The organism is Streptococcus sp. D7B5, from assembly GCF_029691405.1.
GTDB lineage: Bacteria > Bacillota > Bacilli > Lactobacillales > Streptococcaceae > Streptococcus.
Window position 1 is genome coordinate 1,633,374 of the sequence record NZ_CP121467.1, and the last position, 24,781, is coordinate 1,658,154.

A 24,781-nucleotide genomic window follows, 5' to 3' on the forward strand; every position below is an offset into this window, starting at 1 on the left:
GCCATCTACCCCTGAACTGAGGTATACTAGTAGAAACAGTAGTTTATCAAGCAGTTAAGGAGAATGTTAGAAAAGGAAGGGGGATGTATGACAGCTAGAAAAATGCAGCTACTCATGTCCAAATATGGTTTCAGTATTACCATCATGTTGGCAGAGTTGTTTATCATCTTTGGTTTATTTCTCTATCTAGGGCAGATGGCTCCAATTGTCTGGATTATCCTAGTCATTTTAGTGAGTTTAGCGACCATTGTATCGATTGTTAATCGGTCCATGAATCCTGAGAGTAAGGTAACATGGCTGTTAGTAGCCTTTGTGCCAGTGTTTGGCCCCTTACTCTATATCATGTTTGGAGAGCGCCGTTTATCTAAAAAAGAAATAAAGCAGCTAAAGCAGCTCCAATCAATGGTTGATCGAGAGGACAATAGCAGAGCTCTCCGTTTGGAGTTAAAGGAACAAGACAAGTCGGCTTACGGCGTTATCAAATCACTCCTCAGCATGGACACGAATGCCGATGTCTATGATCGAACGGATACACAATTTTTTGCATCTGGTGAAAGCATGTGGCATCAGATGCTAGAGGATCTCAAGAAAGCTGAGAAGTTTATCTTTCTCGAATACTATATCATCGAAGAAGGTTTGATGTGGAATAGTATTTTGGAGATTTTGGAAGAAAAGGTAGCTCAAGGTGTAGAAGTGAAGCTTCTCTATGATGATATTGGTTGTATGGCAACCTTGCCTGGAGATTACACCATCCAGCTTCGTGGTCGAGGGATTGAAGCCCACAAATTTAACAAGGTGATTCCACGTTTGACCGTTGCTTATAACAACCGTGATCACCGTAAAATCATGATTATAGATGGTCAAATTGCCTATACAGGTGGTGTCAATCTGGCCGATGAGTATATCAACCATATCGAACGCTTTGGTTATTGGAAGGATAGCGGTATTCGTCTGGATGGACCGGCAGTTAAGGCTTTTACCAGACTCTTTTTATCTGCATGGTATATCAACCGTGGGGAGATTAGTGACTTTGACCAATACCATCTCGAAAATCAACCAAAAGATGGGATGGGGCTCTGTATTCCCTATAGTAGTGGACCAAAACCCATCTACCGAGCCCAGGTTGGAAAAACGGTCTATCAAAATCTTATCAATCAAGCTACAGATTACGTCTACATCACGACTCCCTATCTGATTGCGGACTATGATCTCACCGAAAGTATCAAAAATGCAGCTCTGAGAGGGGTAGATGTGCGAATTGTGACGCCGTGTATCCCAGATAAGAAGGTTATTCAGTTAGTTACTCGGGGAGCCTATCCAGATTTGCTATCTGCTGGGGTTCGTATTTATGAGTACAGTCCGGGATTCCTTCATAGCAAGCAAATACTTGTCGATGGAGAGGCAGCCACCGTGGGGACCATCAATTTTGACTATCGTAGCTTGCTTCACCACTATGAAAATGCCGTCTTACTTTATAGAACGCAGTCTATCATCGATATTGAAAGGGACTTCGAAGAGATTTTTAAAGTTTCTCAAGAAATTTATCCCCACACCATCAAAACAAGCTGGTATCAAAGCCTGATCAAGGAAATTGTCCAGTTGTTTGCACCTATGCTTTGACAATCAACCAAGATCTAGCCCAAGGCTGGATCTTATTTTTGTCTTCTTACGAATAGATAAGTAAAGGAGAAAACCATGCTTAATCTAGAAGATGATGATTTTATCAGAGAGTATAGAAACAGCCGATTTCACCGTTTTCGTGAAATCGAACGCTTTGCGATATTGAATAAGAAATTCAGCAAATATCAATCCCAAGCTGACATTCCTGTAAGATTTTGATATACTAAAACAGATAAACTTAGAGGAGAAATTGAATGAACGTATACGGGAAAATAGATGAGAAACAAGAAGAATCTCATTACCAAGACTGGTCAGTGCCAGAGAAACGAGAAGGAGCTCCCATTCCCTTTTTTAGTATTTTGCTTTGGAGTTTAGTGGCCACAGCCATTTCGGTTGCCCTACCTAATATTTTTGGTTTAGTCAGTCCGCAACAAACCCAGGATCTTTATACCGGTTGGGCCTTGCATCAAAATGGTCAAATGTATACAGATTATTTTGGGACGGAGGGATTGCTCTATTATGTGCTAACCTACCTTTTTCAAGGCAGTATTCTGATTGCTTTGGTTGAGTGGTTGGCTTTGTTTGGAGCAGGTGTTTTTCTTTTTAAGGCTGCGGATACTCTTGTCGGCCAAGAAAATGAAGCGAAGCGAGTTGTCTTTATTCTATACTTGCTTGTAGCGGGCCTCGCTTTTGGTGGCGGTTATGCTCTCTTGCTAGCCCTGCCTTTCCTATTTTATTCATTGAGTATCGTTACAAATTATCTAGCTTTTCCAAAGGATGATAAAGGATTTGTACGAGTGGGGATGAGCCTTGCTCTCGCTTTCTTCCTTGCGCCAATCCCAACCGTCTTGTTTGCGGCTGTACTGGCCTTGGGCATCATCGGCTATAATCTAGCTAAAGGTCACTTTGTTCATGGCTTATATCAGTTCTTTGCGTCAGCCCTAGGATTTTCACTCTTATTCTATCCTTTAGGCTACTATACAGTGTGGACAGGTAGTTTTGGAGATGCCATTAGCCAGACCTTGTATCCGGTAAATACTCTTAGCCTCTTTTCAAATTCGCATTTGCTTGAAAATGCAGCCTTCTACGGTTTGCTTGCTATTGGATTAGGTTCCCTTGTCTTGCTCTTTACAGGCTTGTTCCAGTCAAAACCAGCCAAGCAATATGCCCTCTCAATTGCTGCTAGCTTGGGATTGTTGGTTTCTTTGGGAATCTTGATTCTCTCCAAAGAACCTATCAACGGTACTCGTCTTGTGGTGCTAATTCCTTTCTTGGTCTTGCTCCTTCTGACAGGAATCAAGGAAGATGTTTCGGATGGAGGCGGTCGTCGTAGAAGAAGACGTGAGAAACAAACTTCTTTCCTTAAAGGAAATTTCTATCTACCACTGATTGCCCTTGCCTACCTTATTGTTCTTCCTATCGTGAGTCGCTACCTTTCGCACCCAGCGACTTATCAGGAGAGAGACCGTCTTGCTAGCGTGGTTAAACAACAAACGAGTTCTGAGGATCGTGTCTATGCTTGGGATGATCGTCCTGATTTCTACCGTACCAGTGAGCGCTTGGCGCCAACTTCTCTATCAACTCCAACACTCTATACTGCAAGCGATGAAAATAAAACTAAACTGATGAATGACCTGAAAGAGAATCAACCGAAGATGATTGTGGTCAATCAAAAAGTTGCCTTGTGGTCAGATGTAGAGAGCTGGATCAGTGAAAACTATGAGCTTGTTCAGACAGATACTAGCGAGTTCAAACTATATAAATCAAAATAACAAAAAATCAATATCTTGTGGAATTTTAAAATTTTTAGGATTTTTAACACAAGATATTGATTTTTATTTTTAGAGTGGTATAATACTGAATATAAACAATTCAACAATATTTTAGAAAAGAGCATGGATATGATTGTATTAGAAGAAAAGCTTGCAACCGTTCCCACCTTGTTCGTTGAAAAACGAGATGGTAGACGTGTGGTGTTTGATGTAGACAAGATTGACAAGGCTCTCCACAAGGCGGCGGAAAAGGTTATGGACGTTACGCCTCTAGTAGAAAAACGCCTAAATGGTCTAGTTGAAAGAATCGTGACGGAAATTCACAGCCGCTTCCCTCAAGGTGTCAAGATTTACGAAATTCAAAATGTCGTAGAACATGAACTCCTTGAAGCCAAAGAGTATGCGCTGGCTGAGGAGTATATCACTTATCGGACACAAAGGGATTTTGAGCGCTCAAAAGCGACAGATATCAACTTTAGTATCCATAAACTTCTCAATAAAGATCAAGCAGTTGTTAATGAAAATGCTAATAAAGACAGCGATGTCTTCAACACCCAACGTGATTTGACAGCAGGGATTGTTGGGAAATCAATCGGGCTACAAATGCTTCCTAAGCACGTAGCTAATGCTCACCAAAAAGGGGATATCCACTATCATGACTTGGACTACAGCCCCTACACTCCGATGACCAACTGCTGTTTGATTGATTTTAAAGGCATGCTGGAAAATGGTTTTAAGATTGGAAATGCAGAGGTAGAGAGTCCCAAGTCTATCCAGACTGCGACAGCTCAAATTTCACAAATCATCGCCAATGTTGCTTCTAGCCAGTACGGGGGTTGCTCAGCTGACCGTATCGATGAAGTCTTGGCTCCGTATGCGGAGAAGAATTACCAAAAACACCTCAAAGATGCGGAAGAGTGGGTCTTGCCTGACAAACGGGAAGATTATGCTTGGAAGAAAACCCAAAAAGACATCTACGATGCCATGCAATCTCTCGAGTATGAAATCAACACTCTCTTCACTTCAAATGGCCAAACACCTTTTACTTCGCTCGGTTTTGGTCTGGGAACCAATCGTTTTGAGCGTGAAATTCAAAAAGCTATTTTAACCATTCGTATCAAGGGTCTTGGATCAGAACATCGTACAGCCATCTTCCCTAAACTCATCTTTACGTTGAAAAGAGGCCTTAACTTGGAAGAAGGGACTCCGAACTATGACATCAAACAGTTGGCTCTCGAGTGTGCAACCAAGCGGATGTACCCTGATGTCTTGTCCTATGATAAGATTATCGAGCTGACAGGTTCTTTCAAGGTTCCTATGGGCTGTCGCTCCTTCCTCCAAGGCTGGAAAGATGAAAATGGTGTTGAGGTCAATTCAGGTCGGATGAATCTAGGTGTTGTGACGGTCAATCTGCCTCGTATCGCCCTCGAGTCTGAAGGGGATCTGAATAAGTTTTGGGAAATCTTCAATGAGCGGATGAATATCGCAGAAGATGCTCTGGTTTACCGTGTTGAACGGACCAAGGAAGCAACACCAGCGAATGCCCCTATCCTCTATCAGTACGGAGCCTTCGGTCGCCGTCTCGGAAAAGAAGAAAGTGTTGACCAACTCTTTAAGAATCGCCGTGCGACAGTTTCGCTGGGCTACATCGGTTTGTACGAAGTGGCTACAGTCTTCTTTGGAAATAGCTGGGAAAGCAATCCTGAAGCCAAGGAATTCACACTGGATATTATTCGTGATATGAAACGTCGTGTGGAAGAGTGGTCTGACCAATATGGTTACCATTTCTCTATCTACTCCACACCGTCTGAAAGTCTGACAGACCGCTTCTGTCGCTTGGATACAGAGAAGTTCGGCTCTATTCCTGACATCACGGACAAGGAATACTACACCAACTCTTTCCACTACGATGTTCGTAAAAATCCAACACCGTTTGAAAAATTAGACTTTGAGAAAGTTTACCCAGAAGCAGGTGCGTCAGGTGGTTTCATCCATTATTGTGAGTATCCAGTTCTTCAACAAAATCCTAAAGCCTTGGAAGCTGTTTGGGACTATGCCTATGACCGTGTCGGTTATCTAGGGACCAATACTCCGATTGATCGTTGCTACAAGTGCGACTTTGAAGGGGATTTTGAACCAACTGAGCGAGGATTCGCTTGTCCCAACTGTGGCAATAGCGACCCTAAAACAGTAGACGTGGTCAAACGTACGTGTGGTTATCTGGGAAATCCTCAAGCGCGTCCGATGGTTAATGGACGCCACAAGGAAATCGCTGCGCGTGTCAAACACATGAATGGCTCTACTATCAAAACAGCTGGACATGAAGTAACAAATTAGAAGGAAATGGAATGGGGAAATACCAATTAGACGATAAGGGACGCGCACAAGTGACCCGTTATCACGAGAAACACTCGAAAGGTGGAACAGGTAAAAAAGAACGCTTGCTCAACCTCAGAGAACAGTTTTTAAACAAGAAAAAGAAAAAATAAAAGTGAGAGTCTGCTCTCACTTTTCTCTTAGGTGGGAGGGAAATATGGAACTACGCAGACCAAGTTTGGAAGATAAAGAAGCGATTTTAGAGATGATGGCAGAGTTTGAACAAGCACAGTCCCCTCACGACGGTGGATTTTGGGATGCTGAGAATTTTGTTTATGAAGAGTGGTTAGAAGAAAATCTTCAAGCGGAAGCGGGACTCAATATTCCTGAAAACTGGGTTCCTGCTATCCAGCTGGTTAGTTTTGACATAGCAGGCCAGGCTCTTGGCTTTCTCAACCTTCGTCTCCGATTAAATGACTACTTACTAGAAAATGGTGGGCATATCGGCTATTCCGTTCGCCCCTCTGAAAGAGGCAAAGGTTATGCCAAAGAAGCTCTCCGACAAGGCTTGCAAGTCGCCAAGGGAAAGAACATCAAAAAAGCGCTTGTGACCTGTAGCACAGAAAACCCTGCTAGTAGAGCAGTGATTGTGGCAAATGGCGGGGTGTTTGAGGATGTTCGCAATGGTGTAGAACGTTACTGGATAGATTTGGAGTAAAAGGATGACATGGAATACACCAAAACCAGGTGAATGGAAAAGTGAGGAGCTTAGTAAAGGGCGGATCATTGATTATAAGGCCTTTAACTTTGTCGATGGAGAAGGTGTGCGAAACTCTCTCTATGTATCAGGTTGCATGTTTCACTGCGAGGGGTGCTATAATGTTGCGACTTGGTCTTTCAACGCAGGCATTCCCTATACGGCAGAATTAGAAGAACAAATCATGGAAGACCTTGCCCAACCCTATGTTCAAGGATTGACCCTGCTAGGAGGAGAACCCTTTCTTAATACGGGCATTCTCTTGCCTCTCGTTAAGCGCATTCGAAAGGAATTACCAGAAAAAGACATCTGGTCCTGGACGGGTTATACTTGGGAAGAAATGATGCTGGAGACTCCAGATAAACTGGAACTCTTATCATTGATTGACATCCTTGTCGATGGACGGTATGATAAAAGCAAACGCAATCTCATGCTCCAGTTTCGAGGTTCGTCCAATCAACGGATTATCGATGTGCAAAAATCTCTCAAAAGTGGGCAAGCGGTGATTTGGGACAAGCTTAATGACGGAAAAGAAAGCTATGAACAGGTGAAGAGAGAATGAAGAAAAAAGACCTGATAGAACAACTGGTTTCAGAGATCGAAACGGGAAAAGTTAGGACACTAGGAATCTACGGTCATGGGGCTTCAGGTAAGTCAACCTTTGCACAGGAATTATATCAAACCCTAGATTCTACTACAGTAAATTTGCTAGAAACAGATCCCTATATCACCTCGGAACGTCACCTGGTAGTACCAAAGCAAGCACCAGATCAAAAGGTGACAGCTTGTCTGCCAGTGTCGCATGAACTGGCAAGTTTACAGAGAGATATTCTCGCCTTGCAGGCAGGTATGGATGTCCTGACAATCGATGAACCGTGGAAGGCTAGTGAAATCTTGTCTGGAGCAAAGCCAATTCTGATTGTTGAAGGGATGTCTGTGGGCTTTCTACCCGAGAAACTCTTTGACAAAACCATCTGTTTCTACACGGATGAGGAGACCGAATTAAAGAGGCGCTTAGCTCGAGATACGACTATGAGAAATCGCGATGCATCTTTTGTATTAGCTAGCCATCAGATGAGACGGGAGCAGTATCTGCGATACTATAGAGAAACCGAGTCTAAAGCGGACATTTTAGTAGATCAATCAGAAGATACATTCAAGGTCAAAATGACACACATTATATAGAAGAAAAGGTAGTTTTTTATAGATATAAATCCGTAATCTTGGAAAGATGAAAAGAGAAAACAGTTTCATCCTAAAAAAACGAAAAAAAGCTCACAAATCCCTTGCAATCGCAGGGGCTTTGTGTTATTCTATTATGGTGCTGTAAATTACAGCCTTAGCTTTGATGCAAGAGGTTGCGACACGCTCGGTTGCATTGCCACGCAACGCGCGTCGGTTTTCTTGTGGAGCTAGCCTATTATCTTAAATAGACGAAAAGGAGAAAAAGATGGCAAACAAAAAAATCCGTATCCGTTTGAAAGCATACGAACACCGTACGCTTGACACAGCGGCTGCAAAAATCGTAGAATCAGCTACTCGTACAGGTGCACAAGTTGCGGGTCCAATCCCACTTCCAACTGAACGTAGCCTCTACACAATCATTCGTGCGACTCACAAATACAAAGACTCTCGCGAACAATTTGAAATGCGTACACACAAACGTTTGATCGATATCGTTAACCCAACTCAAAAAACAGTTGATGCGTTGATGAAATTGGATCTTCCAAGTGGTGTAAACGTAGAAATCAAGCTTTAATCCAAAGCTTGAAACCTTGAGCATGAAAAACGCTCGTTAAAAACTTTTTGAATAAAAAATATAGAAAAGGAACTATTTTCTCATGACAAAAGGAATCTTAGGGAAAAAAGTGGGAATGACTCAAATCTTCACTGAAGCTGGCGAATTGATCCCTGTAACAGTTATTGAAGCAACTCCAAACGTTGTTCTTCAAGTTAAAACTGTAGAAACAGACGGATATAACGCTATCCAAGTTGGTTTCGATGACAAACGCGAAGTATTGAGCAACAAACCTGCTAAAGGACATGTAGCGAAAGCTAACACGGCTCCTAAGCGCTTCATTCGTGAATTCAAAAACGTTGAAGGCTTGGAAGTTGGTGCTGAAATCACAGTTGAAACATTCGCAGCTGGAGACGTTGTTGACGTAACTGGTACTTCTAAAGGTAAAGGTTTCCAAGGTGTTATCAAACGCCACGGACAATCACGTGGACCAATGGCTCACGGTTCTCGTTACCACCGTCGTCCAGGTTCTATGGGACCTGTTGCACCTAACCGCGTGTTCAAAGGTAAAAACCTTGCAGGACGTATGGGTGGCGACCGCGTAACAATTCAAAACCTTGAAGTTGTACAAGTTGTTCCAGAAAAGAACGTTATCCTTATCAAAGGTAACGTACCAGGTGCTAAGAAATCTCTTATCACTATCAAATCAGCAGTTAAAGCTGGTAAATAATAAAGAAAGGGGAAATCAGTCACAATGGCAAACGTAACATTATTTGACCAAACTGGTAAAGAAGCTGGCCAAGTTGTTCTTAACGATGCAGTATTTGGTATCGAACCAAATGAATCAGTTGTGTTTGATGTGATCATCAGCCAACGCGCAAGTCTTCGTCAAGGAACACACGCTGTTAAAAACCGCTCTGCAGTATCAGGTGGTGGACGCAAACCATGGCGTCAAAAAGGAACTGGACGTGCTCGTCAAGGTTCTATCCGCTCACCACAATGGCGTGGTGGTGGTGTTGTCTTCGGGCCAACTCCACGTTCATACGGCTACAAACTTCCACAAAAAGTTCGTCGCCTAGCTCTTAAATCAGTTTACTCTGAAAAAGTTGCTGAAAACAAATTCGTAGCTGTAGACGCTCTTTCATTTACAGCTCCAAAAACTGCTGAATTTGCAAAAGTTCTTGCAGCATTGAGCATCGATTCAAAAGTTCTTGTTATCCTTGAAGAAGGAAATGAATTCGCAGCTCTTTCAGCTCGTAACCTTCCAAACGTGAAAGTTGCAACTGCTACAACTGCAAGTGTTCTTGACATCGCAAATAGCGACAAACTTCTTGTCACACAAGCAGCTATCTCTAAAATCGAGGAGGTTCTTGCATAATGAATTTGTATGATGTTATCAAAAAACCTGTTATCACTGAAAGCTCAATGGCTCAACTTGAAGCAGGGAAATATGTATTTGAAGTTGACACTCGTGCACACAAACTTTTGATCAAGCAAGCTGTTGAAGCTGCTTTCGAAGGTGTTAAAGTTGCCAACGTTAACACAATCAACGTAAAACCAAAAGCTAAACGTGTTGGACGTTACACTGGTTTTACTAACAAAACTAAAAAAGCTATCATCACACTTACAGCTGATTCAAAAGCAATCGAGTTGTTTGCTGCTGAAGCTGAATAATCTAAGGAGGAAATATCGTGGGAATTCGTGTTTATAAACCAACAACAAACGGTCGCCGTAATATGACTTCTTTGGATTTCGCTGAAATCACAACAAGCACTCCTGAAAAATCATTGCTTGTTGCTTTGAAGAGCAAGGCTGGTCGTAACAACAACGGTCGTATCACTGTTCGTCACCAAGGTGGTGGACACAAACGTTTCTACCGTTTGGTTGACTTCAAACGTAACAAAGACAACGTTGAAGCTGTTGTTAAAACAATCGAGTACGATCCAAACCGTTCTGCAAACATCGCCCTTGTACACTACACTGACGGTGTGAAAGCATACATCATCGCTCCAAAAGGTCTTGAAGTTGGTCAACGTATCGTTTCAGGTCCAGAAGCAGATATCAAAGTCGGAAACGCACTTCCACTTGCTAACATCCCAGTTGGTACTTTGATCCACAACATCGAGTTGAAACCAGGTCGTGGTGGAGAATTGGTACGTGCAGCTGGAGCTTCTGCTCAAGTATTGGGTCAAGAAGGTAAATATGTTCTTGTTCGTCTTCAATCTGGCGAAGTACGTATGATTCTTGGAACTTGTCGTGCAACAGTTGGTGTTGTCGGAAACGAACAACATGGACTTGTGAACCTTGGTAAAGCAGGACGTAGCCGTTGGAAAGGTATCCGCCCAACAGTTCGTGGTTCTGTAATGAACCCTAACGATCACCCACACGGTGGTGGTGAAGGTAAAGCACCAGTTGGTCGTAAAGCGCCATCTACTCCATGGGGCAAACCTGCTCTTGGTCTTAAAACTCGTAACAAGAAAGCGAAATCTGACAAACTTATCGTTCGTCGTCGCAACGAGAAATAATAGTAAACTAGTCGCCTAAGCAACTAGGAAATCCGCCAGCTCGGTAGCGCTCCATGTGAGCGCAAGCCGCTGTGGTACAACATTTAAAGGAGAAAATATAAAAATGGGACGCAGTCTTAAAAAAGGACCTTTCGTCGATGAGCATTTGATGAAAAAAGTTGAAGCTCAAGCTAACGACGAAAAGAAAAAAGTTATCAAAACTTGGTCACGTCGTTCGACGATCTTCCCAAGTTTCATTGGTTACACTATTGCAGTTTATGACGGACGTAAACACGTACCTGTTTACATCCAAGAGGACATGGTAGGTCACAAACTTGGTGAATTTGCACCAACTCGTACTTACAAAGGTCACGCTGCAGACGACAAGAAAACACGTAGAAAATAAGGAGAACATAAATGGCAGAAATTACTTCAGCTAAAGCAATGGCTCGTACAGTACGTGTTTCACCTCGTAAATCACGTCTTGTTCTTGACAACATCCGTGGTAAAAGCGTAGCCGATGCTATTGCAATCTTGACATTCACACCAAACAAAGCTGCTGAAATCATCTTGAAAGTCTTGAATTCAGCTGTAGCTAACGCTGAAAACAACTTTGGTTTGGACAAAGCTAACTTGGTAGTATCTGAAGCATTCGCAAACGAAGGACCAACTATGAAACGTTTCCGTCCACGTGCGAAAGGTTCAGCTTCACCAATCAACAAACGTACAGCTCACATCACTGTGGCTGTTGCAGAAAAATAAGGAGGTAACATCGTGGGTCAAAAAGTACATCCAATTGGTATGCGTGTCGGCATCATCCGTGATTGGGATGCCAAATGGTATGCTGAAAAAGAATACGCGGATTACCTTCATGAAGATCTTGCAATCCGTAAATTCGTTCAAAAAGAACTTGCTGACGCAGCAGTTTCAACTATCGAAATTGAACGCGCAGTAAACAAAGTTAACGTTTCACTTCACACTGCTAAACCAGGTATGGTTATCGGTAAAGGTGGTGCTAACGTTGATGCACTCCGTGCAAAACTTAACAAATTGACTGGAAAACAAGTACACATCAACATCATCGAAATCAAACAACCTGATTTGGATGCTCACCTTGTAGGTGAAGGAATTGCTCGTCAATTGGAGCAACGTGTTGCTTTCCGTCGTGCACAAAAACAAGCAATCCAACGTGCAATGCGTGCTGGAGCTAAAGGAATCAAAACTCAAGTATCAGGTCGTTTGAACGGTGCAGATATCGCCCGTGCTGAAGGATACTCTGAAGGAACTGTTCCACTTCACACACTTCGTGCAGATATCGATTACGCTTGGGAAGAAGCAGATACTACATACGGTAAACTTGGTGTTAAAGTATGGATCTACCGTGGTGAAGTTCTTCCAGCTCGTAAAAACACTAAAGGAGGTAAATAACCAATGTTAGTACCTAAACGTGTTAAACACCGTCGTGAATTCCGTGGAAAAATGCGCGGTGAAGCAAAAGGTGGAAAAGAAGTAGCATTCGGTGAATACGGTCTTCAAGCCACAACTAGCCACTGGATCACTAACCGCCAAATCGAAGCTGCTCGTATCGCCATGACTCGTTACATGAAACGTGGTGGTAAAGTTTGGATTAAAATCTTCCCACACAAATCATACACTGCTAAAGCTATCGGTGTGCGTATGGGATCTGGTAAAGGGGCACCTGAAGGTTGGGTAGCACCAGTTAAACGTGGTAAAGTGATGTTCGAAATCGCTGGTGTATCTGAAGAAATCGCTCGCGAAGCGCTTCGTCTTGCAAGCCACAAATTGCCAGTTAAATGTAAATTCGTAAAACGTGAAGCAGAATAAGGAGAAGGCATGAAACTTAATGAAGTAAAAGAATTTGTTAAAGAACTTCGTGGTCTTTCTCAAGAAGAACTCGCGAAGCGCGAAAACGAATTGAAAAAAGAATTGTTTGAACTTCGTTTCCAAGCTGCTACTGGTCAATTGGAACAAACAGCTCGCTTGAAAGAAGTTAAAAAACAAATCGCTCGTATCAAAACAGTTCAATCTGAAGCGAAATAATAGACTAGGGAAGGAGAAATTTCAATGGAACGCAATAATCGTAAAGTTCTTGTTGGACGTGTTGTATCTGACAAAATGGACAAGACAATCACAGTTGTAGTTGAAACAAAACGTAACCACCCAGTCTATGGTAAACGTATTAACTACTCTAAGAAATACAAAGCACATGATGAAAACAATGTTGCCAAAGAAGGCGATATCGTACGTATCATGGAAACTCGTCCGCTTTCAGCTACAAAACGTTTCCGTCTTGTAGAAGTTGTTGAAGAAGCGGTCATCATCTAATCAAACCTGAAAGGAGAAAACTGAAATGATTCAAACAGAAACTCGTTTGAAAGTCGCAGACAACAGCGGTGCGCGCGAAATCTTGACTATCAAAGTTCTTGGTGGTTCAGGACGTAAATTTGCAAACATCGGTGATGTTATCGTGGCATCTGTAAAACAAGCTACTCCTGGTGGTGCGGTTAAAAAAGGTGACGTTGTAAAAGCTGTTATCGTTCGTACTAAATCAGGTGCTCGTCGTGCTGATGGTTCATACATCAAATTTGACGAAAACGCAGCAGTTATCATCCGTGAAGACAAAACTCCTCGCGGAACACGTATCTTTGGCCCAGTTGCACGTGAATTGCGTGAAGGTGGCTTCATGAAGATCGTGTCACTTGCTCCAGAAGTACTTTAATTGATTTTCGCAGAGCAAAAACAAACAAACTAGTCCCCTAGCTTCAGGCTAGGGTGCCCTTATGGGCGTAAGAAAAATCAAGGAGAAACCTAATGTTTGTAAAAAAAGGCGACAAAGTTCGCGTAATTGCTGGTAAAGATAAGGGAACAGAAGCTGTTGTCCTTACTGCCCTTCCAAAAGTAAACAAAGTTATCGTTGAAGGTGTTAACATCGTTAAGAAACACCAACGTCCAACTAACGAGCTTCCTCAAGGTGGTATCATCGAGAAAGAAGCAGCTATCCACGTATCAAACGTTCAAGTTTTGGACAAAAATGGTGTAGCTGGTCGTGTTGGTTACAAATTTGTAGACGGTAAAAAAGTTCGCTACAACAAAAAATCAGGCGAAGTGCTTGATTAATCACGAAGGAAAGGAGAAGTATAATGGCAAATCGTTTAAAAGAAAAATATCTTAATGAAGTAGTTCCTGCTTTGACAGAACAATTCAACTACTCATCAGTGATGGCTGTGCCTAAAGTAGATAAGATCGTTTTGAACATGGGTGTTGGTGAAGCTGTATCAAACGCTAAAAGTCTTGAAAAAGCTGCTGAAGAATTGGCACTTATCTCAGGTCAAAAACCACTTATCACTAAAGCTAAAAAATCAATCGCCGGCTTCCGTCTTCGTGAAGGTGTAGCGATCGGTGCAAAAGTTACCCTTCGTGGTGAACGTATGTACGAATTCTTGGACAAATTGGTTTCAGTTTCACTTCCACGTGTGCGTGACTTCCACGGTGTTCCAACAAAATCATTTGATGGACGCGGAAACTACACTCTTGGCGTGAAAGAACAATTGATCTTCCCAGAAATCAACTTTGATGACGTTGACAAAACTCGTGGTCTTGACATCGTTATCGTAACAACTGCTAACACTGACGAAGAGTCACGTGCATTGCTTACAGGCCTTGGAATGCCTTTTGCAAAATAATATAGGAGGTAAATCTAATGGCTAAAAAATCAATGATTGCTAAGAACAAACGTCCAGCGAAGTTCTCTACTCAAGCTTATACTCGTTGTGAAAAATGTGGTCGTCCACATTCAGTTTACCGCAAATTTAAACTTTGCCGTGTTTGCTTCCGTGAATTAGCTTACAAAGGACAAATTCCTGGTGTAACAAAAGCATCTTGGTAATTTAAGATATCAAGGGCGTAAAAACTCCAAGTGAAAATAGGTAACTTGACGAAGAAACTGAAGTTTCTAGGAAAGTTTATCTTTTTCACACAGAGTTTAGCCCGGGTTCAGTTGGGCTTTCCAATTTGAACACGAGCTACAGCTTTGGCAAAAAAGACCAATTTGTTTTGGAGCATCGCTCCTACATCAAATTGCCTATTTTTGCTCTTGCTGTCACGCTCTTTGTATCATGTATTAACTAGCAAGTGCGACTTGCAAACTACTAGTAAGAGGAGAAAAACAAAATGGTTATGACTGACCCAATCGCAGACTTCCTAACCCGTATTCGTAACGCTAACCAAGCGAAACACGAAGTACTTGAAGTGCCTGCATCAAACATCAAAAAAGGGATTGCTGAAATCCTTAAACGCGAAGGTTTTGTTAAGAACGTAGAAATCATCGAAGATGACAAACAAGGCATCATCCGTGTATTCCTTAAATACGGACCAAACGGTGAAAAAGTTATCACTAACTTGAAACGTGTTTCTAAACCAGGACTTCGTGTCTACAAAAAACGTGAAGATCTTCCAAAAGTTCTTAACGGACTTGGAATTGCTATCCTTTCAACTTCTGAAGGTTTGCTTACTGATAAAGAAGCTCGCCAAAAGAATGTTGGTGGAGAAGTTATCGCTTACGTTTGGTAAAATCAAGATACAAAGCTCGTAAAGAACAAAGCAAAATTAGGAAGTTGGAGAAGTTTGTTTACAAACAAGCCAACTTATCTATTTTGCACAGTTCTTAGAGCGTGTTCAATTTAGCTGATTTACTGATCAGCTAAATAGAGAGTAAATTAGTTTAGGAGAAAAAGATGAAAGCTACTGAATTGAATGAAAAACTTATTGTTGCAGAAGACGCTTTGGCTGAATTGTCAAAAGATGACCTTGTATCTCTTTTATGTGAAATTGGTTATAGTCCTGCGGCTATTGATGTATTGACAGAATATCAGGAGTTTGTCAAAGCCTTTCGAAAGAAACTAGGTTTGCTCTAATCCGAATGCCCCCCGTGAAAACTGGCCATTCTGGCCTGACAATTTAACAGGAGAAAATAAACATGTCACGTATTGGTAATAAAGTTATCGTGTTGCCTGCTGGTGTTGAAATCACTAACAATGACAACGTTGTAACTGTAAAAGGACCTAAAGGAGAACTTACTCGTGAGTTCTCAAAAGATATTGAAATTCGTGTGGAAGGTACTGAAGTAACTCTTCACCGTCCAAACGATTCAAAAGAAATGAAAACAATCCACGGAACTACTCGTGCCCTTTTGAACAACATGGTTGTTGGTGTATCAGAAGGATTCAAGAAAGAACTTGAAATGCGCGGGGTTGGTTACCGTGCACAACTTCAAGGATCTAAACTTGTTTTGGCTGTTGGTAAATCTCATCCAGACGAAGTTGAAGCTCCAGAAGGAATTACTTTTGAACTTCCAAACCCAACAACAATCGTTGTTAGCGGAATTTCAAAAGAAGTAGTTGGTCAAACGGCTGCTTACGTACGTAGCCTTCGTTCACCAGAACCATATAAAGGTAAAGGTATCCGTTACGTTGGTGAATTCGTTCGCCGTAAAGAAGGTAAAACAGGTAAATAATGTTGAGTGGTTGATTTTTAACCACCAACCTATTTTCCAACTTAGTGCATAGCACACGATTTAAAACTAAAGAGGTGAAAACTGTGATTTCTAAACCAGATAAAAACAAACTCCGCCAAAAACGCCACCGTCGCGTTCGCGGAAAACTCTCTGGAACTGCTGATCGCCCACGTTTGAACGTATTTCGTTCTAATACAGGCATCTACGCTCAAGTGATTGATGACGTAGCGGGTGTAACGCTCGCAAGTGCTTCAACTCTTGACAAAGAAGTTTCAAAAGGAACTAAAACTGAACAAGCCGTTGCTGTCGGTAAACTCGTTGCAGAACGTGCAAGTGCTAAAGGTATTTCAGAAGTGGTGTTCGACCGCGGTGGATATCTATATCACGGACGTGTGAAAGCTTTGGCTGATGCAGCTCGTGAAAACGGATTGAAATTCTAATAGGAGGACACTAGAAAATGGCATTTAAAGACAATGCAGTTGAATTAGAAGAACGCGTAGTTGCTGTCAACCGTGTTACAAAAGTTGTTAAAGGTGGACGTCGTCTTCGTTTCGCAGCTCTTGTTGTTGTTGGTGACCACAACGGTCGCGTAGGATTTGGTACTGGTAAAGCTCAAGAAGTTCCAGAAGCAATCCGCAAAGCAGTAGAAGATGCTAAGAAAAACTTGATTGAGGTTCCTATGGTTGGAACAACAATCCCACACGAAGTTCTTTCAGAATTCGGTGGAGCTAAAGTATTGTTGAAACCTGCTGTAGAAGGTTCTGGAGTTGCCGCTGGTGGTGCAGTTCGTGCCGTTGTGGAATTGGCAGGCGTGGCAGATATTACATCTAAATCACTTGGTTCTAACACTCCAATCAACATTGTTCGCGCAACTGTTGAAGGTTTGAAACAATTGAAACGCGCTGAAGAAGTTGCTGCCCTTCGTGGTATTTCAGTTTCTGATTTGGCATAAGAAAGGGGATAAAATGGCTCAAATTAAAATTACTTTGACTAAGTCTCCAATCGGACGCATTCCATCACAACGTAAAACTGTTGTAGCACTTGGACTTGGCAAATTGAACAGCTCTGTTATCAAAGAAGACAACGCTGCTATCCGTGGTATGATCACTGCAGTATCTCACTTGGTAACAGTTGAAGAAGTAAACTAATGAATTTTTAGGGGATGTGGCAATACTCATCCCCTAAAACTAGATATAGTCATCTAAGATGACAATGTATAGGCGAGTTGATAAGGGAGACAACCTTTTCTCTCTTATCGGCGCTAGCATTTTACAAAAGAGGAGAAAATAATAATGAAACTTCATGAATTGAAACCTGCAGAAGGTTCTCGTAAAGTACGTAACCGTGTTGGTCGTGGTACTTCATCAGGTAACGGTAAAACATCTGGTCGCGGTCAAAAAGGTCAAAAAGCTCGTAGCGGTGGCGGAGTTCGCCTTGGTTTTGAAGGTGGACAAACTCCATTGTTCCGTCGTCTTCCAAAACGTGGATTCACTAACATCAACGCTAAAGAATACGCAATTGTAAACCTTGACCAATTGAACGTCTTTGAAGACGGTGCAGAAGTAACTCCAGTTGTACTTATCGAAGCAGGAATTGTGAAAGCTGAAAAATCAGGAGTTAAAATTCTTGGTAACGGTGAGTTGACTAAGAAATTGACTGTGAAAGCAGCTAAATTTTCTAAATCAGCTGAGGAAGCTATCACTGCTAAAGGTGGTTCTGTAGAAGTCATCTAAGAGAGGTGACCCATGTTTTTTAAATTACTAAAAGAAGCGCTCAAGGTTAAACAAGTTCGATCAAAAATTCTCTTTACGATTTTTATCATTCTTGTTTTCCGTATTGGGACAAGTATCACTGTTCCAGGTGTGAATGCAAAAAGTTTGGAAGCTCTCAGTGGTTTATCTTTCTTGAACATGCTTAGTCTTGTTTCAGGGAATGCCATGAAGAACTTCTCCGTTTTTGCACTCGGAGTAAGTCCGTATATCACTGCTTCCATCGTTGTTCAATTGCTACAAATGGATATTTTACCGAAGTTTGTAGAATGGGGTAAACAAGGGGAAGTAGGACGGAGAAAACTAAACCAAGCTACTCGTTATATTGCACTTGTGCTTGCATTTGTTCAATCTATCGGGATTACAGCAGGATTTAACACTCTATCTGGAGCAAAATTATTAACGACAGCGTTAACACCACAAGTCTTTGTTACTATCGGTATTATCCTCACAGCAGGTAGTATGATTGTAACTTGGCTCGGGGAACAAATTACAGATAAGGGATACGGTAACGGTGTTTCTATGATCATCTTTGCAGGTATTGTTGCTTCAATTCCTGAGATGATTAAAGGCATCTATGTTGACTACTTCGTCAATATTCCAAGTAGCCGTTTGACTTCATCTATTATCTTTGTCGTTATTTTGATTATCGCTGTCTTGTTGATTGTTTACTTTACAACCTTTGTTCAACAGGCAGAATATAAAATTCCAATCCAATATACAAAAGTTGCTCAAGGAGCCCCATCAAGCTCATACCTTCCATTGAAGGTAAACCCAGCGGGGGTTATCCCAGTTATCTTTGCAAGTTCCATTACAGCAGCACCTGCAGCCATTCTTCAGTTTTTGAGTGCTACAGGTCATGATTGGGCTTGGGTACGTACAGCACAGGAAATGTTATCTACAACATCTCCGACAGGTGTTGCTATGTATGCCTTGTTGATCATTCTCTTTACATTCTTCTATACATTTGTACAGATCAATCCAGAGAAAGCAGCAGAAAACTTGCAAAAGAGTGGAGCCTACATTCATGGTGTCCGTCCTGGTAAGGGAACTGAAGAGTTCATGTCGAAACTTCTTCGTCGCCTTGCGACTGTCGGATCAATCTTCCTTGGTGTGATTTCAATCTTGCCGATTGTGGCAAAAGATGTCTTTGGTCTTTCAGAAGCTGTTGCTTTTGGGGGAACTAGTCTTTTGATCATTATCTCAACCGGTATCGAAGGAATCAAACAACTTGAAGGTTACCTATTGAAACGTAAGTATGTTGGTTTCATGGATAAAACAGAATAAAAGCAAAATTATTTTTGCTTAGAGAGTGGAGTATGAAGGTCTATCTATCAGAGAGATTTTCGTCTCCCCTCTTCTATTTTGTTTTTAAATAGGGGTTGAAACGAATTTCTGCTTCTATTTAAATACAAAATAAGGAGATCCTATCATGAATCTTTTGATTATGGGCTTACCTGGAGCAGGTAAGGGAACGCAAGCAGCTAAAATTGTGGAGCAATTCCACGTGGCACACATTTCAACTGGAGATATGTTCCGTGCTGCTATGGCTAATCAAACTGAAATGGGTGTACTTGCCAAGTCATATATTGACAAAGGTGAGTTGGTTCCGGATGAAGTTACAAATGGAATTGTTAAAGAACGCCTTTCTCAGGACGACATCAAGGAAACAGGTTTCTTGTTGGATGGTTACCCACGTACGATTGAACAAGCTCATGCCTTGGACAAAACATTGGCGGAACTTGGTATCGAACTAGAAGGCGTGATCAATATCGAAGTGAACCCAGATTGTCTCTTGGAACGTTTGAGTGGTCGTATCATCCACCGCGAAACAGGTGAAACCTTCCACAAAGTTTTCAACCCACCAGTTGACTATAAAGAGGAAGATTATTACCAACGTGAAGATGATAAACCTGAGACAGTGAAGCGTCGTTTGGATGTGAATATCGCCCAAGGTGAACCAATCATTGCTCACTACCGTGCCAAAGGATTGGTCCACGATATCGAAGGAAATCAAGATATCAATGATGTGTTCAAAGACATCGAAAAAGTATTGACAAATTTGAAATAAAGCGTTTTTCACACTTGCAAAAAATCGCTACAAATGTTATACTGAGATAGTCTGACTTATAATTGTTGTCTCTGTTTTCAGAGGCATCGAATCGAAATTTATGGAGGTGCTTTTGCGTGGCAAAAGACGATGTGATTGAAGTTGAAGGCAAAGTAGTCGATACAATGCCTAACGCAATGTTTACGGTTGAACTTGAAAATGGACATCAGATTTTAGCAACAGTTTCTGGTAAAATTCGTAAAAACTATATTCGTATTTTAGCGGGAGATCGTGTTACTGTCGAGATGAGTCCATATGACTTGACACGTGGACGTATCACTTACCGCTTTAAATAATCGAAAAACTTGGAGGGATAAGAAATGAAAGTAAGACCATCGGTCAAACCAATTTGCGAATACTGTAAAGTAATTCGTCGTAATGGTCGTGTTATGGTAATTTGCCCAGCAAATCCAAAACACAAACAACGTCAAGGATAAGATAGAAAGGAGAAAAAATGGCTCGTATTGCTGGAGTTGACATTCCAAATGACAAACGCGTAGTAATCTCATTGACTTACGTTTATGGTATCGGACTTGCAACATCTAAGAAAATTTTGGCTGCTGCTGGAATCTCAGAAGATGTTCGTGTACGTGACCTTACATCAGATCAAGAGGATGCTATCCGTCGTGAAGTGGATGCAATCAAAGTTGAAGGTGACCTTCGTCGTGAAGTAAACTTGAACATCAAACGTTTGATGGAAATCGGTTCTTACCGTGGTATTCGTCACCGTCGTGGACTTCCTGTCCGTGGACAAAACACTAAAAACAACGCTCGCACTCGTAAAGGTAAAGCTGTTGCGATTGCTGGTAAGAAAAAATAATATAGGAGGTAAAAGTCTTGGCTAAACCAACACGTAAACGTCGTGTGAAAAAGAATATCGAATCTGGTATTGCTCATATTCACGCTACATTTAATAACACTATTGTTATGATTACTGATGTGCATGGTAATGCAATTGCTTGGTCATCAGCTGGTGCTCTTGGTTTCAAAGGTTCTCGTAAATCTACACCATTCGCTGCTCAAATGGCTTCTGAAGCTGCTGCTAAATCTGCACAAGAACACGGTCTTAAATCAGTTGAAGTTACTGTAAAAGGTCCAGGTTCTGGTCGTGAGTCAGCTATTCGTGCGCTTGCTGCCGCTGGTCTTGAAGTAACAGCAATTCGTGATGTGACTCCAGTGCCACACAATGGTGCTCGTCCTCCAAAACGTCGCCGTGTATAATCATCGCATTACACTGCTTTTCGTTTAAGAGGGAGTAACTAAATGATTGAGTTTGAAAAACCAAATATAACAAAAATTGATGAAAATAAAGATTATGGCAAGTTTGTAATCGAACCACTTGAACGTGGCTACGGTACAACTCTTGGTAACTCTCTTCGTCGTGTACTACTAGCTTCTCTACCAGGAGCAGCAGTGACATCTATCAACATTGAAGGTGTCTTGCATGAGTTCGACACAGTTCCAGGTGTTCGTGAAGACGTGATGCAAATCATTCTGAACATTAAAGGGATTGCAGTGAAATCATACGTTGAAGACGAAAAAATCATTGAACTTGACGTTGAAGGTCCTGCTGAAATTACAGCTGGAGACATTTTGACTGACAGTGATGTTGAGATTGTAAATCCAGATCATTATCTCTTTACAATCGGTGAAGGTTCTTCTCTAAAAGCGACAATGACTGTTAACAGTGGTCGTGGATATGTACCTGCTGATGAAAACAAAAAAGATAATGCACCAGTTGGAACACTTGCTGTAGATTCTATTTATACACCAGTTACAAAAGTCAACTATCAAGTTGAACCTGCTCGTGTAGGTAGCAATGATGGATTTGACAAATTAACCCTTGAAATCTTGACTAATGGAACAATTATTCCAGAAGATGCTTTAGGGCTTTCAGCACGTATCTTGACAGAACATCTTGATTTGTTTACAAATCTTACTGAGATTGCTAAGTCAACTGAAGTGATGAAAGAAGCTGATACTGAATCTGACGATCGTATTTTGGATCGTACGATTGAGGAACTGGACTTGTCTGTGCGTTCATACAACTGTTTGAAACGTGCCGGTATCAACACTGTGCATGATTTGACAGAAAAATCTGAAGCAGAGATGATGAAAGTACGAAATCTTGGACGCAAGAGTTTGGAAGAAGTGAAACTCAAACTCATTGACTTGGGTCTTGGATTAAAAGATAAATAAAGGAGGAATACATGGCTTACCGTAAACTAGGACGCACTAGCTCACAACGTAAAGCAATGCTTCGCGATTTGACAACTGACCTTTTGATCAACGAATCAATCGTGACAACTGAAGCTCGTGCTAAAGAAATCCGTAAAACTGTTGAAAAAATGATTACTCTAGGTAAACGTGGTGATTTGCATGCACGTCGTCAAGCAGCTGCTTTCGTACGTAATGAAATCGCATCTGAAAACTATGATGAAGCAACTGATAAGTACACTTCTACTACAGCACTTCAAAAATTGTTCTCAGAAATCGCACCTCGTTATGCTGAACGTAACGGTGGATACACTCGTATCCTTAAAACTGAACCACGTCGTGGTGATGCTGCGCCAATGGCGATCATCGAATTAGTATAAAATCATCAATTTTGTTGAGTGTTATGATGATGGAGTCTTGTGCTCTTAGTCTAGCTCTGGTCTACCGCTGGGACTTCGGTCCTAGCGGGAACACTCATCATCATTTGATAGGGTAGACGCTTGTTTACGAAATTGTTTTTTTCTTAAGAACAATTTCGTAAGCAGGCGTTTTTTAGTATTTTCTATGGAAATATGCTATACTAGGAAAAAAGAAAATCAAAAACGTTCAGGTTTTCTAAAAATCATAGAAATGGGGTATAAGGATGAAGGCTATTATTACAGTGGTTGGTAAGGACAAGTCTGGGATTGTTGCTGGCGTGTCTACTAAGATTGCAGAGTTGGGTTTGAATATTGACGATATTTCTCAGACGGTGTTAGATGAATACTTTACTATGATGGCGGTCGTTTCTAGTGACGAAAAACAGGATTTCACTTATCTACGAAATGAGTTTGAAACTTTCGGTCAGACCTTGAATGTCAAAATCAATATTCAAAGTGCGGCGATTTTTGACGCTATGTATAATATCTAGGAGGTGGCTATGGATATTAGACAAGTTACAGAAACCATTGCCATGATCGAGGAGCAGAACTTCGATATCAGAACCATCACCATGGGGATTTCCCTTTTGGACTGTATTGATCCAGATATCAATCATGCTGCTGAAAAGATTTACCAAAAAATTACCACTAAAGCTGCAAATCTAGTGGCTGTAGGAGATGAAATTGCTGCAGAACTTGGGATTCCTATTGTTAATAAACGGGTATCGGTGACTCCGATTTCTTTAATTGGTGCTGCGACTGATGCGACAGACTATCTTGTTTTGGCAAAGGCTCTTGATAAGGCTGCCAAGGAGATTGGTGTTGACTTTATTGGTGGATTCTCTGCCTTGGTACAAAAAGGCTACCAAAAAGGAGATGAGATTCTCGTCAATTCTATCCCACGCGCTCTAGCTGAGACCGACAAGGTTTGTTCGTCTGTTAACATTGGCTCAACTAAGTCAGGCATCAACATGACTGCAGTTGCAGATATGGGACGTATCATCAAGGAAACAGCGAACTTATCAGATATGGGTGCGGCCAAGTTGGTCGTATTTGCTAATGCTGTTGAGGACAATCCTTTTATGGCAGGGGCTTTCCATGGTGTTGGGGAAGCAGATGTTATCATCAATGTCGGGGTTTCGGGTCCTGGTGTGGTCAAGCGTGCCTTGGAAAAGGTTCGTGGACAGAGCTTTGATGTAGTAGCGGAAACAGTCAAGAAAACGGCCTTCAAGATTACTCGTATCGGTCAATTAGTTGGTCAGATGGCTAGTGAGAGACTTGGAGTTGACTTTGGGATTGTAGACCTAAGCTTGGCACCAACTCCTGCAGTTGGCGATTCTGTGGCTCGTGTCCTTGAGGAAATGGGCCTAGAAACAGTTGGTACGCATGGGACGACGGCTGCCCTTGCTCTTTTGAATGACCAAGTTAAGAAGGGCGGAGTCATGGCTTGTAACCAGGTTGGTGGCTTGTCAGGGGCTTTTATCCCTGTCTCTGAAGATGAGGGAATGATTGCTGCGGTGCAAAATGGCTCTCTGAATTTAGAGAAACTAGAAGCCATGACGGCTATCTGTTCTGTTGGGCTGGATATGATTGCCATTCCAGAAGATACGCCTGCTGAAACCATTGCAGCTATGATTGCGGATGAGGCGGCCATTGGTGTGATTAACATGAAAACAACGGCTGTTCGTATTATTCCAAAGGGCAAAGAAGGCGATATGATTGAGTTTGGTGGTTTGCTAGGAACAGCTCCAGTTATGAAGGTCAACGGAGCTTCGTCTGTTGATTTCATCTCTCGTGGTGGCCAAATCCCAGCTCCAATCCATAGTTTTAAAAATTAATAAAAAAGTGAGAGGATTTAAGTTGAGTTTAAGGATGACTGTGTATACTATAATCATTAAATAAAGACCTCCTAACTTTATTTAATAGAAATCCTAAACTTTTTCATAATAATCTCCTAGGGAAGCTACCGTGAGGGTAGCTTTTCTTGTGGCAAAATTAGGAGAAGGAGCTTTGCTTTTGAAAGCCA

Annotated in this window: 40 protein-coding genes; all 40 read left to right on the forward strand. The window is 41.7% G+C overall.

Translation table 11 applies throughout. The features are described 5' to 3' along the window. Window positions 1–87 precede the first annotated feature (87 nt). The 40 genes from cls to P8P68_RS08135 all read left to right on the forward strand — a co-directional run bounded on the left by cls (window position 88) and on the right by P8P68_RS08135 (window position 24,593). Window positions 88–1,620 (forward strand): cardiolipin synthase, encoded by a 1,533-nt coding sequence (cls, locus tag P8P68_RS07940; protein ID WP_278275857.1) that lies wholly within the window; start codon window positions 88–90, stop codon window positions 1,618–1,620. 75 nt (window positions 1,621–1,695) lie between these two features. Further along, window positions 1,696–1,839 carry a hypothetical protein gene (locus P8P68_RS07945; RefSeq protein ID WP_000933183.1) on the forward strand — a complete coding sequence of 48 codons (144 nt, stop codon included), beginning with the start codon at window positions 1,696–1,698 and terminating at the stop codon, window positions 1,837–1,839. 35 nt (window positions 1,840–1,874) lie between these two features. Then, on the forward strand, window positions 1,875–3,392 hold the full coding sequence (locus tag P8P68_RS07950; RefSeq protein WP_001103715.1) for a hypothetical protein: 1,518 nt from the start codon (window positions 1,875–1,877) through the stop codon (window positions 3,390–3,392). Between the two features lie 129 nt (window positions 3,393–3,521). Then, a complete protein-coding gene (gene nrdD, locus P8P68_RS07955; protein ID WP_000636179.1) occupies window positions 3,522–5,729 on the forward strand; it encodes an anaerobic ribonucleoside-triphosphate reductase in 2,208 nt (735 codons plus the stop codon). A gap of 11 nt (window positions 5,730–5,740) precedes the next feature. Next, window positions 5,741–5,881, forward strand: a complete 141-nt coding sequence (locus P8P68_RS07960) for a hypothetical protein (protein WP_000521624.1) — start codon at window positions 5,741–5,743, stop codon at window positions 5,879–5,881. Between the two features lie 44 nt (window positions 5,882–5,925). After that, window positions 5,926–6,426: a GNAT family N-acetyltransferase gene (locus tag P8P68_RS07965; protein WP_000423430.1), complete on the forward strand. Its 501-nt coding sequence runs from the start codon at window positions 5,926–5,928 to the stop codon at window positions 6,424–6,426. Between the two features lie 4 nt (window positions 6,427–6,430). Beyond that, on the forward strand, window positions 6,431–7,027 hold the full coding sequence (gene nrdG / locus P8P68_RS07970; RefSeq protein ID WP_151399971.1) for an anaerobic ribonucleoside-triphosphate reductase activating protein: 597 nt from the start codon (window positions 6,431–6,433) through the stop codon (window positions 7,025–7,027). Then, window positions 7,024–7,650, forward strand: a complete 627-nt coding sequence (locus P8P68_RS07975) for a phosphoribulokinase (protein ID WP_151399972.1) — start codon at window positions 7,024–7,026, stop codon at window positions 7,648–7,650. The genes nrdG and P8P68_RS07975 overlap by 4 nt, the downstream gene beginning before the upstream one ends. Window positions 7,651–7,915: 265 nt before the next feature. Continuing rightward, entirely contained in the window at window positions 7,916–8,224 is a 309-nt protein-coding gene (gene rpsJ, locus P8P68_RS07980; RefSeq protein WP_001284513.1) for a 30S ribosomal protein S10, read from the forward strand. An 82-nt stretch (window positions 8,225–8,306) separates the two neighbouring features. Beyond that, on the forward strand, window positions 8,307–8,933 hold the full coding sequence (gene rplC, locus P8P68_RS07985) for a 50S ribosomal protein L3 (RefSeq protein WP_000160197.1): 627 nt from the start codon (window positions 8,307–8,309) through the stop codon (window positions 8,931–8,933). Between the two features lie 24 nt (window positions 8,934–8,957). Continuing rightward, entirely contained in the window at window positions 8,958–9,581 is a 624-nt protein-coding gene (rplD, locus tag P8P68_RS07990) for a 50S ribosomal protein L4 (protein WP_000024537.1), read from the forward strand. Then, window positions 9,581–9,877, forward strand: coding sequence for a 50S ribosomal protein L23 (locus P8P68_RS07995; protein ID WP_001055347.1), 297 nt, complete (start codon window positions 9,581–9,583; stop codon window positions 9,875–9,877). The genes rplD and P8P68_RS07995 overlap by 1 nt, the downstream gene beginning before the upstream one ends. A 17-nt stretch (window positions 9,878–9,894) precedes the next feature. Continuing rightward, window positions 9,895–10,728: a 50S ribosomal protein L2 gene (gene rplB, locus P8P68_RS08000; RefSeq protein ID WP_000512910.1), complete on the forward strand. Its 834-nt coding sequence runs from the start codon at window positions 9,895–9,897 to the stop codon at window positions 10,726–10,728. Between the two features lie 103 nt (window positions 10,729–10,831). After that, window positions 10,832–11,113, forward strand: coding sequence for a 30S ribosomal protein S19 (gene rpsS / locus P8P68_RS08005; RefSeq protein WP_000533766.1), 282 nt, complete (start codon window positions 10,832–10,834; stop codon window positions 11,111–11,113). 11 nt (window positions 11,114–11,124) lie between these two features. After that, window positions 11,125–11,469: a 50S ribosomal protein L22 gene (rplV, locus tag P8P68_RS08010; RefSeq protein ID WP_000818137.1), complete on the forward strand. Its 345-nt coding sequence runs from the start codon at window positions 11,125–11,127 to the stop codon at window positions 11,467–11,469. Window positions 11,470–11,481: 12 nt separating this feature from the next. After that, entirely contained in the window at window positions 11,482–12,135 is a 654-nt protein-coding gene (gene rpsC / locus P8P68_RS08015; RefSeq protein WP_000529936.1) for a 30S ribosomal protein S3, read from the forward strand. 3 nt (window positions 12,136–12,138) lie between these two features. Further along, window positions 12,139–12,552, forward strand: a complete 414-nt coding sequence (rplP, locus tag P8P68_RS08020; RefSeq protein WP_000960946.1) for a 50S ribosomal protein L16 — start codon at window positions 12,139–12,141, stop codon at window positions 12,550–12,552. 9 nt (window positions 12,553–12,561) lie between these two features. Then, window positions 12,562–12,768 (forward strand): 50S ribosomal protein L29, encoded by a 207-nt coding sequence (rpmC, locus tag P8P68_RS08025; protein ID WP_000772918.1) that lies wholly within the window; start codon window positions 12,562–12,564, stop codon window positions 12,766–12,768. Window positions 12,769–12,792: 24 nt separating this feature from the next. After that, entirely contained in the window at window positions 12,793–13,053 is a 261-nt protein-coding gene (gene rpsQ, locus P8P68_RS08030) for a 30S ribosomal protein S17 (RefSeq protein ID WP_000440801.1), read from the forward strand. Window positions 13,054–13,078: 25 nt separating this feature from the next. Then, window positions 13,079–13,447, forward strand: coding sequence for a 50S ribosomal protein L14 (gene rplN, locus P8P68_RS08035; protein WP_000616545.1), 369 nt, complete (start codon window positions 13,079–13,081; stop codon window positions 13,445–13,447). Between the two features lie 92 nt (window positions 13,448–13,539). Continuing rightward, window positions 13,540–13,845 carry a 50S ribosomal protein L24 gene (gene rplX / locus P8P68_RS08040; protein ID WP_000497691.1) on the forward strand — a complete coding sequence of 102 codons (306 nt, stop codon included), beginning with the start codon at window positions 13,540–13,542 and terminating at the stop codon, window positions 13,843–13,845. A 23-nt stretch (window positions 13,846–13,868) separates the two neighbouring features. Next, window positions 13,869–14,411 (forward strand): 50S ribosomal protein L5, encoded by a 543-nt coding sequence (gene rplE, locus P8P68_RS08045; RefSeq protein ID WP_000013542.1) that lies wholly within the window; start codon window positions 13,869–13,871, stop codon window positions 14,409–14,411. A gap of 17 nt (window positions 14,412–14,428) precedes the next feature. Next, window positions 14,429–14,614 (forward strand): type Z 30S ribosomal protein S14, encoded by a 186-nt coding sequence (locus P8P68_RS08050; protein ID WP_001085697.1) that lies wholly within the window; start codon window positions 14,429–14,431, stop codon window positions 14,612–14,614. A 284-nt stretch (window positions 14,615–14,898) separates the two neighbouring features. Next, window positions 14,899–15,297, forward strand: a complete 399-nt coding sequence (rpsH, locus tag P8P68_RS08055) for a 30S ribosomal protein S8 (RefSeq protein ID WP_000245504.1) — start codon at window positions 14,899–14,901, stop codon at window positions 15,295–15,297. Window positions 15,298–15,461: 164 nt separating this feature from the next. Next, complete coding sequence (locus tag P8P68_RS08060) at window positions 15,462–15,641, forward strand: hypothetical protein (RefSeq protein WP_000648250.1); 180 nt, start codon at window positions 15,462–15,464, stop codon at window positions 15,639–15,641. Between the two features lie 62 nt (window positions 15,642–15,703). Beyond that, window positions 15,704–16,240 carry a 50S ribosomal protein L6 gene (rplF, locus tag P8P68_RS08065; RefSeq protein ID WP_000086626.1) on the forward strand — a complete coding sequence of 179 codons (537 nt, stop codon included), beginning with the start codon at window positions 15,704–15,706 and terminating at the stop codon, window positions 16,238–16,240. An 83-nt stretch (window positions 16,241–16,323) separates the two neighbouring features. Next, the gene (gene rplR / locus P8P68_RS08070) at window positions 16,324–16,680 is read left to right on the forward strand and encodes a 50S ribosomal protein L18 (protein ID WP_004251098.1); all 357 of its coding nucleotides are present in this window, start codon (window positions 16,324–16,326) and stop codon (window positions 16,678–16,680) included. 17 nt (window positions 16,681–16,697) lie between these two features. Continuing rightward, window positions 16,698–17,192 carry a 30S ribosomal protein S5 gene (rpsE, locus tag P8P68_RS08075; protein ID WP_000874204.1) on the forward strand — a complete coding sequence of 165 codons (495 nt, stop codon included), beginning with the start codon at window positions 16,698–16,700 and terminating at the stop codon, window positions 17,190–17,192. 13 nt (window positions 17,193–17,205) lie between these two features. Further along, window positions 17,206–17,388, forward strand: a complete 183-nt coding sequence (gene rpmD / locus P8P68_RS08080) for a 50S ribosomal protein L30 (RefSeq protein WP_000057241.1) — start codon at window positions 17,206–17,208, stop codon at window positions 17,386–17,388. Window positions 17,389–17,532: 144 nt separating this feature from the next. After that, entirely contained in the window at window positions 17,533–17,973 is a 441-nt protein-coding gene (gene rplO / locus P8P68_RS08085) for a 50S ribosomal protein L15 (protein WP_000766089.1), read from the forward strand. A gap of 12 nt (window positions 17,974–17,985) precedes the next feature. Continuing rightward, complete coding sequence (secY, locus tag P8P68_RS08090; RefSeq protein ID WP_000465385.1) at window positions 17,986–19,296, forward strand: preprotein translocase subunit SecY; 1,311 nt, start codon at window positions 17,986–17,988, stop codon at window positions 19,294–19,296. 145 nt (window positions 19,297–19,441) lie between these two features. Next, entirely contained in the window at window positions 19,442–20,080 is a 639-nt protein-coding gene (locus P8P68_RS08095; protein WP_001050433.1) for an adenylate kinase, read from the forward strand. 116 nt (window positions 20,081–20,196) lie between these two features. Further along, window positions 20,197–20,415, forward strand: a complete 219-nt coding sequence (gene infA / locus P8P68_RS08100) for a translation initiation factor IF-1 (protein WP_001029883.1) — start codon at window positions 20,197–20,199, stop codon at window positions 20,413–20,415. A 24-nt stretch (window positions 20,416–20,439) separates the two neighbouring features. Then, window positions 20,440–20,556, forward strand: a complete 117-nt coding sequence (rpmJ, locus tag P8P68_RS08105; protein WP_001808836.1) for a 50S ribosomal protein L36 — start codon at window positions 20,440–20,442, stop codon at window positions 20,554–20,556. 17 nt (window positions 20,557–20,573) lie between these two features. Beyond that, window positions 20,574–20,939 (forward strand): 30S ribosomal protein S13, encoded by a 366-nt coding sequence (gene rpsM / locus P8P68_RS08110; RefSeq protein ID WP_000090781.1) that lies wholly within the window; start codon window positions 20,574–20,576, stop codon window positions 20,937–20,939. 17 nt (window positions 20,940–20,956) lie between these two features. Then, the gene (rpsK, locus tag P8P68_RS08115) at window positions 20,957–21,340 is read left to right on the forward strand and encodes a 30S ribosomal protein S11 (protein ID WP_001118385.1); all 384 of its coding nucleotides are present in this window, start codon (window positions 20,957–20,959) and stop codon (window positions 21,338–21,340) included. A 42-nt stretch (window positions 21,341–21,382) separates the two neighbouring features. Beyond that, window positions 21,383–22,318, forward strand: coding sequence for a DNA-directed RNA polymerase subunit alpha (locus tag P8P68_RS08120; protein WP_007520800.1), 936 nt, complete (start codon window positions 21,383–21,385; stop codon window positions 22,316–22,318). 11 nt (window positions 22,319–22,329) lie between these two features. Further along, window positions 22,330–22,716 (forward strand): 50S ribosomal protein L17, encoded by a 387-nt coding sequence (gene rplQ, locus P8P68_RS08125; protein WP_000331493.1) that lies wholly within the window; start codon window positions 22,330–22,332, stop codon window positions 22,714–22,716. Window positions 22,717–22,979: 263 nt separating this feature from the next. Beyond that, the gene (locus P8P68_RS08130) at window positions 22,980–23,246 is read left to right on the forward strand and encodes an ACT domain-containing protein (protein ID WP_000644133.1); all 267 of its coding nucleotides are present in this window, start codon (window positions 22,980–22,982) and stop codon (window positions 23,244–23,246) included. A 9-nt stretch (window positions 23,247–23,255) separates the two neighbouring features. Beyond that, complete coding sequence (locus P8P68_RS08135) at window positions 23,256–24,593, forward strand: PFL family protein (RefSeq protein WP_000354885.1); 1,338 nt, start codon at window positions 23,256–23,258, stop codon at window positions 24,591–24,593. Window positions 24,594–24,781 lie beyond the last annotated feature (188 nt).

Bases quoted from the DNA above. Each gene is read 5' to 3' on its own strand.
- rpsH (WP_000245504.1), top strand. From the start codon at position 14,899: ATGGTTATGACTGACCCAATCGCAGACTTCCTAACCCGTATTCGTAAC.
- secY (WP_000465385.1), top strand. From the start codon at position 17,986: ATGTTTTTTAAATTACTAAAAGAAGCGCTCAAGGTTAAACAAGTTCGA.
- rplP (WP_000960946.1), top strand. From the start codon at position 12,139: ATGTTAGTACCTAAACGTGTTAAACACCGTCGTGAATTCCGTGGAAAA.
- rpmC (WP_000772918.1), top strand. From the start codon at position 12,562: ATGAAACTTAATGAAGTAAAAGAATTTGTTAAAGAACTTCGTGGTCTT.
- rplO (WP_000766089.1), top strand. From the start codon at position 17,533: ATGAAACTTCATGAATTGAAACCTGCAGAAGGTTCTCGTAAAGTACGT.
- P8P68_RS07945 (WP_000933183.1), top strand. From the start codon at position 1,696: ATGCTTAATCTAGAAGATGATGATTTTATCAGAGAGTATAGAAACAGC.
- rpsQ (WP_000440801.1), top strand. From the start codon at position 12,793: ATGGAACGCAATAATCGTAAAGTTCTTGTTGGACGTGTTGTATCTGAC.
- P8P68_RS08095 (WP_001050433.1), top strand. From the start codon at position 19,442: ATGAATCTTTTGATTATGGGCTTACCTGGAGCAGGTAAGGGAACGCAA.
- rplC (WP_000160197.1), top strand. From the start codon at position 8,307: ATGACAAAAGGAATCTTAGGGAAAAAAGTGGGAATGACTCAAATCTTC.
- P8P68_RS07960 (WP_000521624.1), top strand. From the start codon at position 5,741: ATGGGGAAATACCAATTAGACGATAAGGGACGCGCACAAGTGACCCGT.
- rpsM (WP_000090781.1), top strand. From the start codon at position 20,574: ATGGCTCGTATTGCTGGAGTTGACATTCCAAATGACAAACGCGTAGTA.
- P8P68_RS08050 (WP_001085697.1), top strand. From the start codon at position 14,429: ATGGCTAAAAAATCAATGATTGCTAAGAACAAACGTCCAGCGAAGTTC.
- nrdG (WP_151399971.1), top strand. From the start codon at position 6,431: ATGACATGGAATACACCAAAACCAGGTGAATGGAAAAGTGAGGAGCTT.
- rpsE (WP_000874204.1), top strand. From the start codon at position 16,698: ATGGCATTTAAAGACAATGCAGTTGAATTAGAAGAACGCGTAGTTGCT.
- cls (WP_278275857.1), top strand. From the start codon at position 88: ATGACAGCTAGAAAAATGCAGCTACTCATGTCCAAATATGGTTTCAGT.
- P8P68_RS07995 (WP_001055347.1), top strand. From the start codon at position 9,581: ATGAATTTGTATGATGTTATCAAAAAACCTGTTATCACTGAAAGCTCA.
- rplD (WP_000024537.1), top strand. From the start codon at position 8,958: ATGGCAAACGTAACATTATTTGACCAAACTGGTAAAGAAGCTGGCCAA.
- rpmJ (WP_001808836.1), top strand. From the start codon at position 20,440: ATGAAAGTAAGACCATCGGTCAAACCAATTTGCGAATACTGTAAAGTA.
- rplX (WP_000497691.1), top strand. From the start codon at position 13,540: ATGTTTGTAAAAAAAGGCGACAAAGTTCGCGTAATTGCTGGTAAAGAT.
- P8P68_RS07965 (WP_000423430.1), top strand. From the start codon at position 5,926: ATGGAACTACGCAGACCAAGTTTGGAAGATAAAGAAGCGATTTTAGAG.
- rplF (WP_000086626.1), top strand. From the start codon at position 15,704: ATGTCACGTATTGGTAATAAAGTTATCGTGTTGCCTGCTGGTGTTGAA.
- rpsJ (WP_001284513.1), top strand. From the start codon at position 7,916: ATGGCAAACAAAAAAATCCGTATCCGTTTGAAAGCATACGAACACCGT.
- rpmD (WP_000057241.1), top strand. From the start codon at position 17,206: ATGGCTCAAATTAAAATTACTTTGACTAAGTCTCCAATCGGACGCATT.
- rplQ (WP_000331493.1), top strand. From the start codon at position 22,330: ATGGCTTACCGTAAACTAGGACGCACTAGCTCACAACGTAAAGCAATG.
- rplV (WP_000818137.1), top strand. From the start codon at position 11,125: ATGGCAGAAATTACTTCAGCTAAAGCAATGGCTCGTACAGTACGTGTT.
- P8P68_RS07950 (WP_001103715.1), top strand. From the start codon at position 1,875: ATGAACGTATACGGGAAAATAGATGAGAAACAAGAAGAATCTCATTAC.
- nrdD (WP_000636179.1), top strand. From the start codon at position 3,522: ATGATTGTATTAGAAGAAAAGCTTGCAACCGTTCCCACCTTGTTCGTT.
- rplN (WP_000616545.1), top strand. From the start codon at position 13,079: ATGATTCAAACAGAAACTCGTTTGAAAGTCGCAGACAACAGCGGTGCG.
- rpsS (WP_000533766.1), top strand. From the start codon at position 10,832: ATGGGACGCAGTCTTAAAAAAGGACCTTTCGTCGATGAGCATTTGATG.
- P8P68_RS08120 (WP_007520800.1), top strand. From the start codon at position 21,383: ATGATTGAGTTTGAAAAACCAAATATAACAAAAATTGATGAAAATAAA.
- P8P68_RS08130 (WP_000644133.1), top strand. From the start codon at position 22,980: ATGAAGGCTATTATTACAGTGGTTGGTAAGGACAAGTCTGGGATTGTT.
- P8P68_RS08060 (WP_000648250.1), top strand. From the start codon at position 15,462: ATGAAAGCTACTGAATTGAATGAAAAACTTATTGTTGCAGAAGACGCT.
- P8P68_RS07975 (WP_151399972.1), top strand. From the start codon at position 7,024: ATGAAGAAAAAAGACCTGATAGAACAACTGGTTTCAGAGATCGAAACG.
- P8P68_RS08135 (WP_000354885.1), top strand. From the start codon at position 23,256: ATGGATATTAGACAAGTTACAGAAACCATTGCCATGATCGAGGAGCAG.
- rplE (WP_000013542.1), top strand. From the start codon at position 13,869: ATGGCAAATCGTTTAAAAGAAAAATATCTTAATGAAGTAGTTCCTGCT.